The organism is Paraclostridium sp. (assembly GCF_051656405.1).
In the GTDB taxonomy this organism is placed as follows: Bacteria; Bacillota; Clostridia; order Peptostreptococcales; family Peptostreptococcaceae; genus Paraclostridium.
The window spans coordinates 1-13,467 of the sequence record NZ_JBOGBV010000035.1; the positions used below are offsets into that span (position 1 = coordinate 1).

The 13,467-nt window shown below is 29.9% G+C and carries 14 protein-coding genes; all 14 read right to left on the reverse strand.

Annotation, left to right across the window (positions count from 1 at the left end):
* Positions 1–184: 184 nt before the first annotated feature.
* The 14 genes from eutM to ACRDDE_RS04970 all read right to left on the reverse strand — a co-directional run bounded on the left by eutM (position 185) and on the right by ACRDDE_RS04970 (position 13,460).
* Positions 185–472 (reverse strand): ethanolamine utilization microcompartment protein EutM, encoded by a 288-nt coding sequence (gene eutM, locus ACRDDE_RS04905; protein WP_021429341.1) that lies wholly within the window; start codon positions 470–472, stop codon positions 185–187.
* Between the two features lie 60 nt (positions 473–532).
* The gene (locus ACRDDE_RS04910; protein ID WP_438625941.1) at positions 533–2,002 is read right to left on the reverse strand and encodes an acetaldehyde dehydrogenase (acetylating); all 1,470 of its coding nucleotides are present in this window, start codon (positions 2,000–2,002) and stop codon (positions 533–535) included.
* Between the two features lie 2 nt (positions 2,003–2,004).
* Positions 2,005–2,610, reverse strand: a complete 606-nt coding sequence (locus ACRDDE_RS04915) for a BMC domain-containing protein (RefSeq protein ID WP_438625943.1) — start codon at positions 2,608–2,610, stop codon at positions 2,005–2,007.
* 9 nt (positions 2,611–2,619) lie between these two features.
* Positions 2,620–3,273: an ethanolamine utilization microcompartment protein EutL gene (gene eutL / locus ACRDDE_RS04920; RefSeq protein WP_021429304.1), complete on the reverse strand. Its 654-nt coding sequence runs from the start codon at positions 3,271–3,273 to the stop codon at positions 2,620–2,622.
* A gap of 22 nt (positions 3,274–3,295) precedes the next feature.
* Positions 3,296–4,177, reverse strand: a complete 882-nt coding sequence (eutC, locus tag ACRDDE_RS04925) for an ethanolamine ammonia-lyase subunit EutC (protein WP_021432401.1) — start codon at positions 4,175–4,177, stop codon at positions 3,296–3,298.
* Between the two features lie 11 nt (positions 4,178–4,188).
* Positions 4,189–5,553 carry an ethanolamine ammonia-lyase subunit EutB gene (locus ACRDDE_RS04930; protein ID WP_438625945.1) on the reverse strand — a complete coding sequence of 455 codons (1,365 nt, stop codon included), beginning with the start codon at positions 5,551–5,553 and terminating at the stop codon, positions 4,189–4,191.
* 17 nt (positions 5,554–5,570) lie between these two features.
* Positions 5,571–7,004: an ethanolamine ammonia-lyase reactivating factor EutA gene (gene eutA / locus ACRDDE_RS04935; protein WP_438625947.1), complete on the reverse strand. Its 1,434-nt coding sequence runs from the start codon at positions 7,002–7,004 to the stop codon at positions 5,571–5,573.
* A 160-nt stretch (positions 7,005–7,164) separates the two neighbouring features.
* Positions 7,165–8,541, reverse strand: a complete 1,377-nt coding sequence (locus ACRDDE_RS04940; protein ID WP_438625948.1) for a histidine kinase N-terminal domain-containing protein — start codon at positions 8,539–8,541, stop codon at positions 7,165–7,167.
* A 4-nt stretch (positions 8,542–8,545) separates the two neighbouring features.
* On the reverse strand, positions 8,546–9,121 hold the full coding sequence (locus ACRDDE_RS04945) for an ANTAR domain-containing response regulator (RefSeq protein WP_021432397.1): 576 nt from the start codon (positions 9,119–9,121) through the stop codon (positions 8,546–8,548).
* A 20-nt stretch (positions 9,122–9,141) separates the two neighbouring features.
* Positions 9,142–9,567, reverse strand: coding sequence for a EutP/PduV family microcompartment system protein (locus ACRDDE_RS04950; protein WP_438625950.1), 426 nt, complete (start codon positions 9,565–9,567; stop codon positions 9,142–9,144).
* Between the two features lie 2 nt (positions 9,568–9,569).
* Positions 9,570–9,920 carry an ethanolamine utilization microcompartment protein EutS gene (eutS, locus tag ACRDDE_RS04955; RefSeq protein ID WP_021429273.1) on the reverse strand — a complete coding sequence of 117 codons (351 nt, stop codon included), beginning with the start codon at positions 9,918–9,920 and terminating at the stop codon, positions 9,570–9,572.
* A 187-nt stretch (positions 9,921–10,107) separates the two neighbouring features.
* Positions 10,108–11,238 (reverse strand): 1-propanol dehydrogenase PduQ, encoded by a 1,131-nt coding sequence (locus tag ACRDDE_RS04960; RefSeq protein ID WP_438625951.1) that lies wholly within the window; start codon positions 11,236–11,238, stop codon positions 10,108–10,110.
* Positions 11,239–11,383: 145 nt separating this feature from the next.
* Positions 11,384–12,784, reverse strand: coding sequence for a HAMP domain-containing sensor histidine kinase (locus ACRDDE_RS04965; RefSeq protein ID WP_438625953.1), 1,401 nt, complete (start codon positions 12,782–12,784; stop codon positions 11,384–11,386).
* On the reverse strand, positions 12,771–13,460 hold the full coding sequence (locus tag ACRDDE_RS04970; RefSeq protein ID WP_438625955.1) for a response regulator transcription factor: 690 nt from the start codon (positions 13,458–13,460) through the stop codon (positions 12,771–12,773). Before ACRDDE_RS04970 ends, ACRDDE_RS04965 begins: the two co-directional genes overlap by 14 nt.
* Between the last annotated feature and the right edge of the window lie 7 nt (positions 13,461–13,467).

The following is a 13,467-nucleotide window of genomic DNA, read 5'->3' on the forward strand; positions in this document are numbered from 1 at the left end:
AAATACGATTTTGCTGAAGGAGTTATAATTTGCCCCTTTTCTATATAAAACTCTTTTACATCTGTATGTCCTATTTTTTTTCTTACTTCACTTTCTGTTAAAACACCCATATCCTCACAACTCCTATCGGATGTGTAAATAGGGGTGTCTCAATTGAAACAACCCCTATTTACTTAAATTTTTATTACTTTTCGCTAACTTTTGGTAATATAGCGTCTACTTCAAAGTGTGGTCTTGGTATAACGTGTACTGATACTAATTCTCCTACTCTTTCAGCTGCTGCTGCTCCTGCATCTGTTGCAGCTTTTACAGCTCCAACATCTCCTCTTACCATTACTGTAACTAATCCTCCACCAACTTGCTCTTTTCCAACTAATTGAACGTTTGCTGCTTTAACCATTGCATCTGCTGCTTCTATTGCTCCTACTAATCCTTTAGTTTCTATCATTCCTAATGCGTTTGCGTTTGCCATAATCTTATCCTCCAAAATTTTTATAGTTTATTTTATTTTTTTATTTAGTATACTTTTTAATTATCTTAATTCTTCAATTATTCTTTTCACTAAAATATTTATTAAGTCTTCGTTGTCATCTAAAGATATGTTTACATTTGTATTTTGAGGTCTATCTCCTCTTATTTCTTCCATTTCTTTAACTCCATAGGCTACTTTTTTAATATTTATTAAATCAAGTGGTCCTATATTGTTTGATGTTGAACTTCCACCTATAGCTCCACATCCTAATGTTAGAGCTGGAGTTAAGTTTGTTGAAGCTCCTATTCCTCCAAGCGTAGATGGAGTATTTACTAAAACTCTAGATACTGGCATATGAAGAGCAAATATTTTTACTAGTTCTTCATTGTTTGCATGCATTGAGAATGTATGCCCAGCCCCTTCATTTAATAGTATTTCTCTACATCTAGTTATTACAGAATCTATATTTTTTTCTACATAGAATGCAAGTATTGGTGTAAGCTTTTCTCTAGAGTAAGCTACATCTGGTCCTACTTTTGTTTCTCTTGCTACTAAAACTTTAGCTGAATTTGGTACGTTGTTTAAATTTGCTAATTTACAAATAGTTTCAACACTTTTACCAACTATTTGAGGATTCATAGTTCCATTAGCTCTCATTATGAATTTTGAAAGTTTTTGGCTTTCCTCTTCATTTAATAAGTAAGCTCCTTGATTTTTAAGTTCACTTACAACTTCATTTTCAATAGATTCTTCTATTACTATAGATTGTTCTGATGCACATATAGTTCCATTGTCAAATGTTTTAGAATCTATTATTCTCTTAACAGCTAGTTTGATATCTGCACTTTTATCTATAAAAGCTGGTCCATTTCCAGGTCCAACCCCTATAGCTGGTGTTCCTGATGAATATGCAGCTTTAACCATTGCTTCTCCACCTGTTGCAAGTATTAGTGAAGTTAATTTATGCTTCATTAATTCACTTGTACCTTGTAAACTAGGTATTGTTATACATCCTATTGCATCTTTTGGGCATCCTGCATTAACTGCTGCATTTCTTATTATTTCTACAGTTTCAAGGATACACTTTTTAGCATTTGGGTGTGGAGAAAATACTATAGCATTTCCACCTTTTAAAGCAATCATAGCTTTATATATTACAGTAGATGTTGGGTTAGTTGATGGTATAAGTCCAGCTACAACGCCAACTGGTGTTGCTATATCTATAGTTTTGTTTTCTCTATTTTCACCTATTATCCCAACTGTTTTTGTATCTTTTAAAGTTTCATAAACCATCTTAGATGCAAATACATTTTTAATTATTTTATCTTCATATTTTCCAAATCCAGTTTCTTCATTAGCCATTTTAGCTAGCTTTTCAGCATTTTCAAATCCTGCATCTGCGATAGCTTTTACTATTTTATCTATTTGTTCTTGGTTCATAGATTCTAGTTTTTGCTGTGCAGCTTTAGCATTTTTCACAAGAGTTCTAACTTCTTGTATTGATACTAAATCTTTATCTAAAAGTGTCATTTTTACTCATCCTCTCTATAAAACTTATCTACTAAAGAAATTAATTCTTCTTTCTTTAAAGCATTTAATTCTTTAGATGTCTTTGTTGATCCCAATGACTTAGCTAAGTTTTTAAGTTCTTTTACACTAAGATTTGATAAATTAGGTTTTTCTAACTCATCTTTCTTCTCATTGTGTTCTTCTACGTCTACACTATCTATTTCTATCTCTTCTTGAGTATCTTCTACTTCTTTTATTTCAACTTCTGTTTCTATTTCTTTTTCTTTTATTTCAACTTCTGTTTCTATTTCTTTTTCTTCTATTTCATGTACAGTTTCTTCTTCTACACTTTTAATATCTTCTTTTTTAAATAAGGCATCGTGTACATCTGCATGTAATCTTGGTATCACATGTGTAGCTCTTAATACTCCTACTTTCTCAACAGCATACTTAGCAGCTTCTACTGCTGACTTTACAGCTCCAACATCTCCACTTACCTCAATTGTAACTATACCTTGTCCTACCTTTTGTATTCCAACAACTTCTACGCTTGCAGATTTTAAACAAACATCTAGAGCTTCTATCGCAGCAACATAACCAATTGTTTCAACTAATCCTAAAGCATTCATTATCTAACCTTAAAATCCTGTTGGGTTATCTGCTACAGCTATAACAGCTTGTGCAAAAGCATCACATGCTGCCTTACAAGCTGACTGCGAACCTGTAAGAAGTGCTCCTGCAAAGTTTGTTTCTGTAGGTGGTTCAAATAACTCACATAAAGAAACGTCTGCTGCTTTAAGTGCTGCATCTAAAGCATACATAGCTTCAAGTGGAGGTGCTACTAGGTAAGCTAATGCCTCTCCTTCTCTTATGTTTGCTACCTTTGAAAGGTAAGTTCCTGTTCTTGAAACACAGTGAGCATAATATGCTATTGAATCATCATCATTAGCACTTATAAAAGTTGCTCCATATTCCATAAAATCTAAAACTGCATTTAATCCACTTCTTACTTCTGCTGGACTTGGTCCTGCTATAATTCCGATTACTTCTCCAGCTAATTTTGTTGAAGCGTTTGCCGCTCCTGCATACATTGATTTTGCATAAACTACATCTACTTCTGCTGCTTTTGTTGCTTCATCAAGAGCAGTATATGTTACATCATCACAATCAGCTGTTATTAATCCTAAACTTTTATGATGTTGTTCTAAATTTAATTTTTTAGCCATTTCCGGACTTACATTTGAAATTATCTTTACTCCTAGGACATTAGGACGTATTGCATCATTTTTCATAGTTTAACTCCTCCTATATAGATTACTTAAGATCTATTCCTGAAACTTTTTTCTCTAACATAGTTTTTATTAATTCTGCTATGTGTGCACCAGCCTCAACTGCTGTAGTTCCACCTTTGTGGATATTTGATATAACAGTTCTCTTAGCTTCTGCCATTCCTATATATGGTTTGTATGCAATGTATGCTGACATAGATTCTGCAGTTACAAGACCTGGTCTTTCTCCTACTAACATACATATAACTTCGCTTCCTAATTCTTCTCCTAGGTGATCCATAGCTCCAACTCTACAATGTTTAACAAATAATATTTCACTAGAATCTATTCCATACATTTTTAAACCTTGCTTTATAGCTGGTACTATATCTTTTAAGTTAGCTTCTATTGCTGCTGAACTTAATCCATCTCCTGCCATTAATAATACTTTTTGATTAGTTCCAAACTTAGACTTTACCTTATCTATAGTTTCTTTTGAAAATCTTCTTCCAAGATCTGGTCTTGTTATATATTCATCTTTACTTTCACAAAGTGTTTCAACTTCGAATAAGTTGTTTTCTTTTATAAATTCATCAGAAACATATGAGAAAACAGAGTCTTGCGCCGCAGCATGGTCTGCTCTAAATCTTAGTGCAGTAGCTGTTTTATATCTTGCTCCACATCTTCCAGTTCCTAATCTTGCAGGAGTTTTTGCTTTCATATCTAAGTAAGCATCTTTATCCTTTGGATTTTCAACTAATAATTGTTTCTTTATATCTACTGTTGTTATATCTTCTATAAATTCATCATTTCCATCTATTTGTGTAGCAACCTGCTTTGTTACCTCGTTTATTGAGTTTGTATCAATTTGTCCAACCATTTGGCCAACTAGTTGCTCTACTAATGTTTTTAAATCTTTTTCGTTCATAACTTAGCCCCCTATCCTAATAATATAGATCCATCTCCTGCTTTTTCTAATAACTTACCATCTTTACTAAATTCCATATTTTCTAACCAGCTGTCAAACTTCTTAATTGCTGTTAATCCAAACATTTCTCTAAGAGCAGCTGTTTCATGGTATCCTGTTGTTTGATAGTTAAGCATTACATCATCTCCATGAGGTATTCCCATAAAGTATGTACATCCTGCTGCTGTTAATAAAATAGCTAAATTTTCTATATCATTTTGATCTGCTTTCATATGGTTTGTGTAACAAGCATCAACACCCATTGGTAATCCGCTTAATTTACCCATAAAGTGATCTTCAAGTCCTGCTCTTATAACTTCTTTTGCATCGTATAAGTATTCAGGCCCTATAAAACCAACAACTGTGTTTACTAAGAATGGATTAAATCTCTTTGCAAATCCATAACATCTAGCTTCCATAGTAACCTGATCTATTCCATGGTGAGCTTCTGATGAAAGTTCTGAACCTTGTCCTGTTTCAAAGTACATTACATTTGGTCCTGTGCAAGTTCCTTGTTTTAAAACTAATTGTCTTGCTTCTTCAATTGTTGCAGCATCAAATCCAAATGCTTCATTTCCCTTTTGAGAACCTGCAATTGATTGGAATATAAGGTCTGTTGGAGCACCTTTTCTAACAGCTTCCATTTGAGTAGTAACGTGTGCAAGTACACAAATTTGAGTAGGTATATCAAATTTTTGTTTTACTTCTTCAAATCTTTTTAAAACTTTAGTTACACTCTCAACTGAGTCATCAACAGGGTTTAATCCAAGTACTGCATCTCCTATTCCATAAGTTAATCCTTCTAAAAGTGATGCTAAAATTCCATCTGGATCATCTGTTGGATGGTTTGGTTGAAGTCTTGCTGATAAAGTTCCTGGTTCTCCTATTGTTGTGTTACAATGTGCTTTTACTATTATTTTTTTAGCTGCATAAACTAAATCCATATTAGACATTAATTTTGCAACTGCAGCTATCATTTCAGAAGTTAATCCTCTTGAAATTCTGCTTATATCATCACTTGTAGTATTTGAGTCTAGTAACCATTCTCTTAAGTCTGATACTGTCCAATCTTTTATTTCCTCATATATTTTTTCATTTAAGTCATCTATTATTATTCTTGTAACTTCATCTATTTCATAAGGTACCGCTGGGTTATTTTTTATATCTTCTAACTTTATATTAGATAAAACAACCTTAGCTGCAACTCTTTCCTCTGAAGAAGTAGCCGCAACGCCTGCTAACTTATCTCCTGATTTTTCTTCATTAGCCTTAGCCATTACATCGTATAACCCATTAAACTTATACGTATGTCCAAATAGTTTCGTTTGTAAAATCATTGACTTACCTCCTTTTATTAGTTAAAAACCAGTGTCTTTATTACTACTGGTAATACTTGACCTTGTGCTATTGGCTTTCCAATATCTATATAATCTCCATTTTCAACTTTAACGCTATCTAGGCATATTAAGTTCTTTTTAAAGTTCAACTTGGAATACATACTTTGACCTAAAACCTTAGCCATATCACATTCAACAATAACTATAAATTCTAAATCTCTATCGATTATTTCTTGCATTCCATCTACTAGCCCATCTGCATATGTTTGTATATCTGAGAAACTAGGATTTGATTTACCTTCAATAGCAATTACAATATTTTGAAGATCATTTTCTAATTTAAACCAATTTAATTTATTTTTTATTGCTTTACTTATGTGCTGACTATCTCCTGTTTCATCTTCCTTTGATAATTTTAAAACTGGTAAATTTTTAAGAGGAAAACTTTCGCTAGTATATGTTATAGTACTTCCACTAACCTCAGTTGTATGAGACCCTGCTCCTACAACAGTTGCTCTTATAGTTTCCATAGATCTTATAATTTTAAGATTTTTGAATTCTTCACAGTTTTTAATAGCTTGACCAAGTAAAATACCTATGTCTCCATATTTGAAGTAATCATCGATTTCGCCATCATAATAAACGTAATCTGCAACTCCACCAGAGAAAGATATACATTTTATATCTTCATCTAATTTAATATTTTTGTTGGTAACTATATAATCAAATAGTTCACTTTTAGGTCTTATGCCTACACTTTCAAGCAACAATTTAACCATTATATCTATAACAGGCTTTAAATTTTCAACTGTAGCAATAGTTCCTACATCTAAATTTAATTTGTTATTTTTTATAATCTCTTTAATCTTAGGTGATATATATATAATTTTTTTTGTTGTCTTATCAATTTTTATAAGCCTTCCACCTATGTCTAAACATCCAGTATCACAAACTTCTCCTCTTTTAAAAAGCGCTAAGTTTGTTGTTCCTCCTCCTATGTCTAGATTCACAACACTCGTTGAGTGTTCTTTTGAATATATATGTGCTCCTGCGCCTTTTCCAGAAATAATACTTTCTAAGTCAGGTCCAGCTGTTGCAACTACAAAGTCTCCTGCAAAACCACTTAATGAATGAAGTACATCATTTGCATTTTCTTTTCTAGCAGTTTCACCTGTTATAATAACTGCTCCAGTTTGTATATCTGATTTACAAATTTTAGCTTTTTTGTACTCTAGTTCTACTAGTTCTTTAATTTTATCTCTATCAATTTCAGTGTTAGAAATAAGTGGAGTAAAATAAACTTCACTCTTGTAAATAATTTCTTTATCTACAATACTAATTCTTGGAACTGAAAAGCTTGAAGCCATATTTTCTACTATTAACTTTGAAAATATAAGTTGTGTAGTACTTGTTCCTATATCAATTCCAACACTTAATAACTCTTCTTTCATTTATTCACCTCCATACACAAAGTGTGTTTTAAACAAGCAAAGAGGCTTAAAGTTATAATAAGTTTAGGTATATATTTACCTAACTTATCAATAACCTTAAGCCCCTTTGCTTAATTAATACTACCACTTTGTAGATATAGTTATTAATACATATATTAAATTATTTTGGAATTTTAAAAATTATTTTTGTTCCTTTATCAGTGGATATTTTTTCAACATCACCTTTTAGAACCTGTTTTATGTAACTATCGATTATAAATGTACCTAAATTGGTTTTTAATTTAGCATCATTCTTAAATCCAATTCCATCATCAACGATAGCTATAATATTTTTATTGCCTTCTTCATTTACTAGCACTTGTATATTGCCACTATCTTTACCTTCAAAAGCATGGTCATAACAATTTTGGATAGCTTCATTTATAGCTAGTAGCAATGCACTGGATTTTTCTCCATTTATTTTAAAATCTTCACCTGTAATGTATATGTTTATATTTTTATCATCACAATATCCACCTTGAATATTGCTGATTAATAAGTTTATAGCCTGCAAAATACTTATACTATTATCCATTTGCTTTGATAACAAATGATGATTAGATAGTATTGCAAACACCCTGTTAGTCACATTGTCTAGACACATCTTAACTTCTTCGTTATCTGTTAGTCTACTTTGTTTTCTAAGCAAGGAAATTACAGTTTGAAGATTATTTTTTACTCTATGATGAGTTTCTTTAACTGCAATTGATTTAAAAACAAGTTCAGCTTCTTTTTCTTTCAATTCAGTTATATCTTGTATTATTTGAATTACTCTAAGTTCTTCAGATTTTCTAACTATTGTTTTTACTTCAAAGAAGCAATAATTTATATTTACTTCCCTTACTTGTTCTATTTTATGACTTTTTATAATATCAATAAATTTCTCACTTTCTAATGATATCTCGTCATATTTAACATCTTCTAAATCTTTTTTCATTCCTATAGCTTCATATATTTTTACAGTATTTTTGTTCTTAAATTTTAAACTTCCGTATTTATCAAACACAAGTATAGCAGCATTTAAATTATCAGTTATAAAACTGTTTTGCTTTATTAAGTTTATTAATTCTTTTGATTCTTTTTTGTTTGTATCAAATTCATCTTTTAACTCTTTACTTATGTCTTTTTCTACAATCAATACTGCAATTGTTTTATCATTTAGTTCTATAGGTTGTATGCTTTGCCTCACAAGCTTATACTCTTGTGTTAAAGCTTTTATATCTTTTGAGGTAACTCCTGTTAGTAGTGTATTTATAACTCCTGGTTCATTTATACTCAAAGCCTTTTTTCCTACTACAGTATGTCTGTAAATAGAATTATTTTTAGCTTTTCCATGAGCTACTACAATAGCCTCTTCTTGGTTTTTTGTTAATATGTCTATAAAGACATCACTTTCATAAAAGTTAGCCATTAGATCTAAGGATTTTGAAATATCAATTACTTTGTCAATTTCTTCACTATTTAAGTTAGAATACTCTTGACATAACTCTTTTATCATATGATTATTCCTCGTAACCTATAATAATAGTTTTTGCAATTTCAAGCATAGAAGTTCTTTTATCCATACTAAGTTTTCTTATTCTTGTATATGCTTCTTCCTCATCAATTTCAAATTCTCTTATAAGTATCCCTTTAGCTCTTTCTACTAACTTCCTTTCAGTCAACTTATTGCTTATCTTATCGAGGTCTTTTTTCATTTTTTCAAATTCTCTTACTTTACCTATACACATTTCAACTGTAGGTATAAATATTTTTTCATTAATAGGTTTTACTAGGTATCCAAAGGCACCTATTTCTTTTGCTTTTTTCAAATACTCATCTCCTTCAAAAGAAGTTGATAAAAGTATTCCTCCTGCTAAGTTATCTTTTGTTATTATCTTACCAGCTTTAAGTCCATCTAACATTGGCATATCTATATCCATTATAACTAAATCAGGATTATACTTTTTGCATGCTTCAACAGCTTCAAATCCATCACATGCTTCTCCAACAACATTATATCCTCTATCAGTTAAAATGTCTTTTATATCCATTCTGATTATTGGTTCATCATCGACTACCAATATATTTCCTTTCATATGTTGCCACCTCACTTTAGCTAACTTAAATATTCAAATAACTCTTCAATACCTATGCCTTTGATAGTATCTACTAAAAATATCTCATTAACACCTGCCATTTTCAGCTTTTCTTTTGCTAGTTCAATTTCATCTTCATTTGCTATATCTATTTTTGTAATTATTCCTATTACATTTTTAGCAAATATACTAGCAAATCCTGGTGCAATATATCCTTCACCTTGTGTAGGGTCGTATACTAATGCTATAGTTTTTGCATCTACAGCTGTAGTTATAAGTGCACTATACAAACTTCTATTCTCAATATATTCTCCAGGTGTATCTATTGATTGATTGTATAATTCAACTGATTGAGTTTTATTATACTTTATTTCTAAATCATCAAGCTTTTGGCATAATGTTGTTTTTCCACTACCTGTTTTACCCATAAATATTATATTTTTCATAATTAAGTCCTCGTTATCTTTGTTGATGTAAAGTTTAACATATTTCCTAGCACTTCTACAACTTCATTAAGTGCTGATTCAACAGAACTTATATCTCCTGTGACAACTACGGATCCACTAAATCTATCTATAAACCCTAATTGTACACCTGATGCTTTCGTTGCTACATCTGCAGCTATAATTGATGCTTCACTTGGAGTTATTGTAAGTATGCCTATTGCATCTTTTTTATCTATTATAAGTCCTAATTTTTTGTATATATCTTCATTTGGATTCGCTATTACATGTGCTAATGTAACTTGTTTTCCAGGAACGTATTCCTGAATAACTCTACTTTTAGTTTCTTCTGTCATTTTGAAACCTTCTTTCTTAAATCAAATAAAGCTCCTTAAAAATATATACTATCAATATATCTTTAAGAAGCTCCGTTGCTTTTTAATCAATTATCACGCCCTTGTGATAATTTAATTATAGATATACGTTTTCCACTTGTCAATATTTATTTCAAAATATTTAAAAAACCATTTTATTAAGTTTTTATTAAATTATTTGTTTTAATATGTCGATTATTCCCGAATCATTTGGAATTCTAGGGTTTGTCTTAGTGCATCCATCTTTTAAAGCAAGTTGTGCAATTTCTGGTAATAAATTTTCAACGTCAACTTTATTCACTTTACAATCTGTTAACTTCATCGGCATATTCATATTTTTTTGCATTTTCTTAATTTCATTTACTAAATTTTTCACACCTAATCTAACATTAGGAGCTTCTAGTCCTAACATTTTAGCAATTTGTGCATATTTTTTAGCAGTGTCTGAGTAAGATGCATTATTATATCCTGAAATATTAGCATTATATTCTATAACATAAGGAAGTAATATTGAGTTAGTTCTTCCATGAGGTATATGGAATTTTGCACCTACTATATGTGCTATACCATGATTTAAACCTAGTGACGCTTGGTTAAATGCTAATCCTGCCATACATGATGCATTATGCATTTTTTCTCTAGCTTCTAAATTTGATCCATCTTTATATGCATCAATTAAATATTCGTGTACAAGTTTTATTGCCTTTTCTGCTAATGCATCAGAAAAATCATTACTATCTGTTGATACATAAGCTTCTATAGCATGAGTTAATACATCCATACCAGTATCTGCCGTTATAAAGTTTGGAACAGTTTTTACTAATTCTGGATCTAATATTGCTTTATTAGGTATTAAATCATCTGAAACAAGTGGATATTTTGTACCTTTTTGTGCATCTGTTATTACAGAAAAAGACGTTACTTCTGAACCTGTTCCGCTAGTTGTTGGAATCGCAATAAACTCAATTTCATCTATCTTAAAGATTTGTTTTGAAAAATCCATAATTGCCTTAGCTGCATCAATTGCTGAGCCTCCACCTAATGCAATAATTATATTTGGAGAGTAATTTTTTATTCTCTCCATACCTTTTACAACTGTTTCAATTGGAGGATCTGGTACAATTTCACTAAATATATCACAATCATTTCCTTCTAGATTGATTAATATTTTATCTATTGTTTTAGATTCAATCATAAATGGGTCTGTTATTATAAATATTTTTTTATTTTTTATATCTTTTAATGATTCTAAAGCTCCTATACCGCAGCTTATCTTTGTCTTTATTTCAAAGTTGTACATTTGTATTTCCCCTTTTCTTTTTTAAGTACAAAAAAACTCCATAGATTAATCTATGGAGCTTCATTGCTTCCTAATGCACCTCTTTGTGCTATTTTAAATATACTATATAAAATTTATTATTGTCAATAAATAAGTTATATTTTATTTACATAACTGGAAGCTTAATTACAAACTCACTACCTTGACCTAATTCACTATATACTAAGATGTCTCCTCCATGCTCATATACTATAGCTTTTGATATAGCTAGTCCCACACCTATACCTCCAGTATCTTTAGATCTTGACTTATCAACTCTATAAAACCTTTCAAATATATAGTGTAATTCTTCTTTAGGTATTCCAATTCCATTGTCTTTTATAGCTATATTTATACTATCATCATAATTCTCTACTTTAATTAAAATAGACCCTCCATAGTTTGTGTATTTTATTGCATTTACTAAAATATTAACTATAACTTGAGAAAATTTTTCTTTATCTACATATGCAAAAACTTCATTTAATTCATATTCAATTTTTATGTTTTTTTCTAAAGCTTTTGATTCATAAGTATATGTTATATTTTTTATAAAATCGCTTAAATTAGTTTTAGTTTTATTCAACTCACTTAATGAACTATCAAATGTTGATAAATTTTTAATTGATCCTATTAACTTTCCTAACCTTTGAACTTCTTCTCTTATACTTGTAAGCCTCTCTGGCGTTGGATCCCAAATTCCATCAATAATAGCATCTAAATGTCCTTGAATATTGGTTACAGGAGTCCTAAGTTCATGAGCTATATCAGTTGTTAACTGCTTTCTTAAAAGTTCTTCCTTATTGAGTTCCTCAGCTAACATATCTATAGACTTTGTAAGTTCATTAACTTCTTTTATATTACTTTTATAGTTCAATCTATTTTTATAGTTTCCACTTCCTATAACTTTAGCTATTTTAGATACATTTTTTATAGGGTTAGAAATGGACTTTGAAATTATTGCAGATATGATTATAACGCTTATTACAGCTACTATACTTATAAATATCATAAATTTATTCATAATAGTTAAAAATTCAAGATCATCTTCCATATAGTAAATAGAGTCATAATGTATTATCCTTTCATATCCTATTAACTTCTTATTATCATATATGTCAAACTTATATTCTTTAAGTTTTCCATTCCAATTTTGATTAATACTTTTCATATTCTTTTTTATTGTGTTTAGTCTTTGATTTGATAATAGTTTTTCATCTTCAAAAACACTCCAAATCAATTCCCCATTTTTATTATAAACCTCTAGAGCTATCCCTTTTCTTATTGCATCTTCTCCTAAAAGTTTTATATTTTCTACATCCCATTTATCATTGTCATATACATTTTGTAGGTCAAATACAAGGTGATTTACCTCATCCTTATTGTTCTCATCAACATACTTACTAAATACATTTTTAAATGATGAATTCATAAATATAGAAATAATAATTGTTATTAAAGTAACTATAACCGAAAATGCTATTAAAATTTGACTATTTAGAGAAATATATTTTTTATTCTTCTTCAAATTTATATCCTACTCCATAAACAGTTTTTATTATTTTGCAATTTCTAGAATCAACTTCTATCTTTTGCCTTAAATTTTTTATATGACTGTCTATAACTCTATCAAATTTTTCTAAATGGTCTTCTACTACATTTTCTAAAAGTTCTTCTCTAGTATATATTTTTTTAGGATTTGAGGTCATTACTAACAATAATTTATATTCTGTATTAGTTAAATCAACACTTTTTCCCCTAACTTTCACTTCATGGGTTTTTGTATTTATTTCAATTTGATTTTTAAATTTTACTTTTTCATTATTTTCTAAATCATGACTTCGTTTTAATACAGATTTTATTCTTAGAATTAATTCTTTTACATTAAATGGTTTGCATATATAATCGTCACACCCTAGCTCAAAACCTTCAATCCGATCATCATCTTCTGTTTTTGCACTTAACATAATTACAGCTACATTCATAAATTTACAATTATTTCGTATATAATTACAAATTTCTTCTCCACTTATATCAGGCAACATCCTGTCTAACAAAACTATATCATACTGATTTTTATCAAGATAATTAATAGCATCATTTCCATTGTATCCTACATCAGTTTTATATCCTTCTTTATCTAAATAAGCTTTTACAAACTCACAAATCTTTTTTTCATCATCTATAAGTAGTATATTTATCATCGCCTAC

What these genes read in the sequence shown, in the direction of transcription:
- eutM (WP_021429341.1), bottom strand. Translation starts at nt 472, where the DNA reads ATGGCAAACGCAAACGCATTAGGAATGATAGAAACTAAAGGATTAGTA.
- ACRDDE_RS04910 (WP_438625941.1), bottom strand. Translation starts at nt 2,002, where the DNA reads ATGACACTTTTAGATAAAGATTTAGTATCAATACAAGAAGTTAGAACT.
- ACRDDE_RS04915 (WP_438625943.1), bottom strand. Translation starts at nt 2,610, where the DNA reads ATGAATGCTTTAGGATTAGTTGAAACAATTGGTTATGTTGCTGCGATA.
- eutL (WP_021429304.1), bottom strand. Translation starts at nt 3,273, where the DNA reads ATGAAAAATGATGCAATACGTCCTAATGTCCTAGGAGTAAAGATAATT.
- eutC (WP_021432401.1), bottom strand. Translation starts at nt 4,177, where the DNA reads ATGAACGAAAAAGATTTAAAAACATTAGTAGAGCAACTAGTTGGCCAA.
- ACRDDE_RS04930 (WP_438625945.1), bottom strand. Translation starts at nt 5,553, where the DNA reads ATGATTTTACAAACGAAACTATTTGGACATACGTATAAGTTTAATGGG.
- eutA (WP_438625947.1), bottom strand. Translation starts at nt 7,004, where the DNA reads ATGAAAGAAGAGTTATTAAGTGTTGGAATTGATATAGGAACAAGTACT.
- ACRDDE_RS04940 (WP_438625948.1), bottom strand. Translation starts at nt 8,541, where the DNA reads ATGATAAAAGAGTTATGTCAAGAGTATTCTAACTTAAATAGTGAAGAA.
- ACRDDE_RS04945 (WP_021432397.1), bottom strand. Translation starts at nt 9,121, where the DNA reads ATGAAAGGAAATATATTGGTAGTCGATGATGAACCAATAATCAGAATG.
- ACRDDE_RS04950 (WP_438625950.1), bottom strand. Translation starts at nt 9,567, where the DNA reads ATGAAAAATATAATATTTATGGGTAAAACAGGTAGTGGAAAAACAACA.
- eutS (WP_021429273.1), bottom strand. Translation starts at nt 9,920, where the DNA reads ATGACAGAAGAAACTAAAAGTAGAGTTATTCAGGAATACGTTCCTGGA.
- ACRDDE_RS04960 (WP_438625951.1), bottom strand. Translation starts at nt 11,238, where the DNA reads ATGTACAACTTTGAAATAAAGACAAAGATAAGCTGCGGTATAGGAGCT.
- ACRDDE_RS04970 (WP_438625955.1), bottom strand. Translation starts at nt 13,460, where the DNA reads ATGATAAATATACTACTTATAGATGATGAAAAAAAGATTTGTGAGTTT.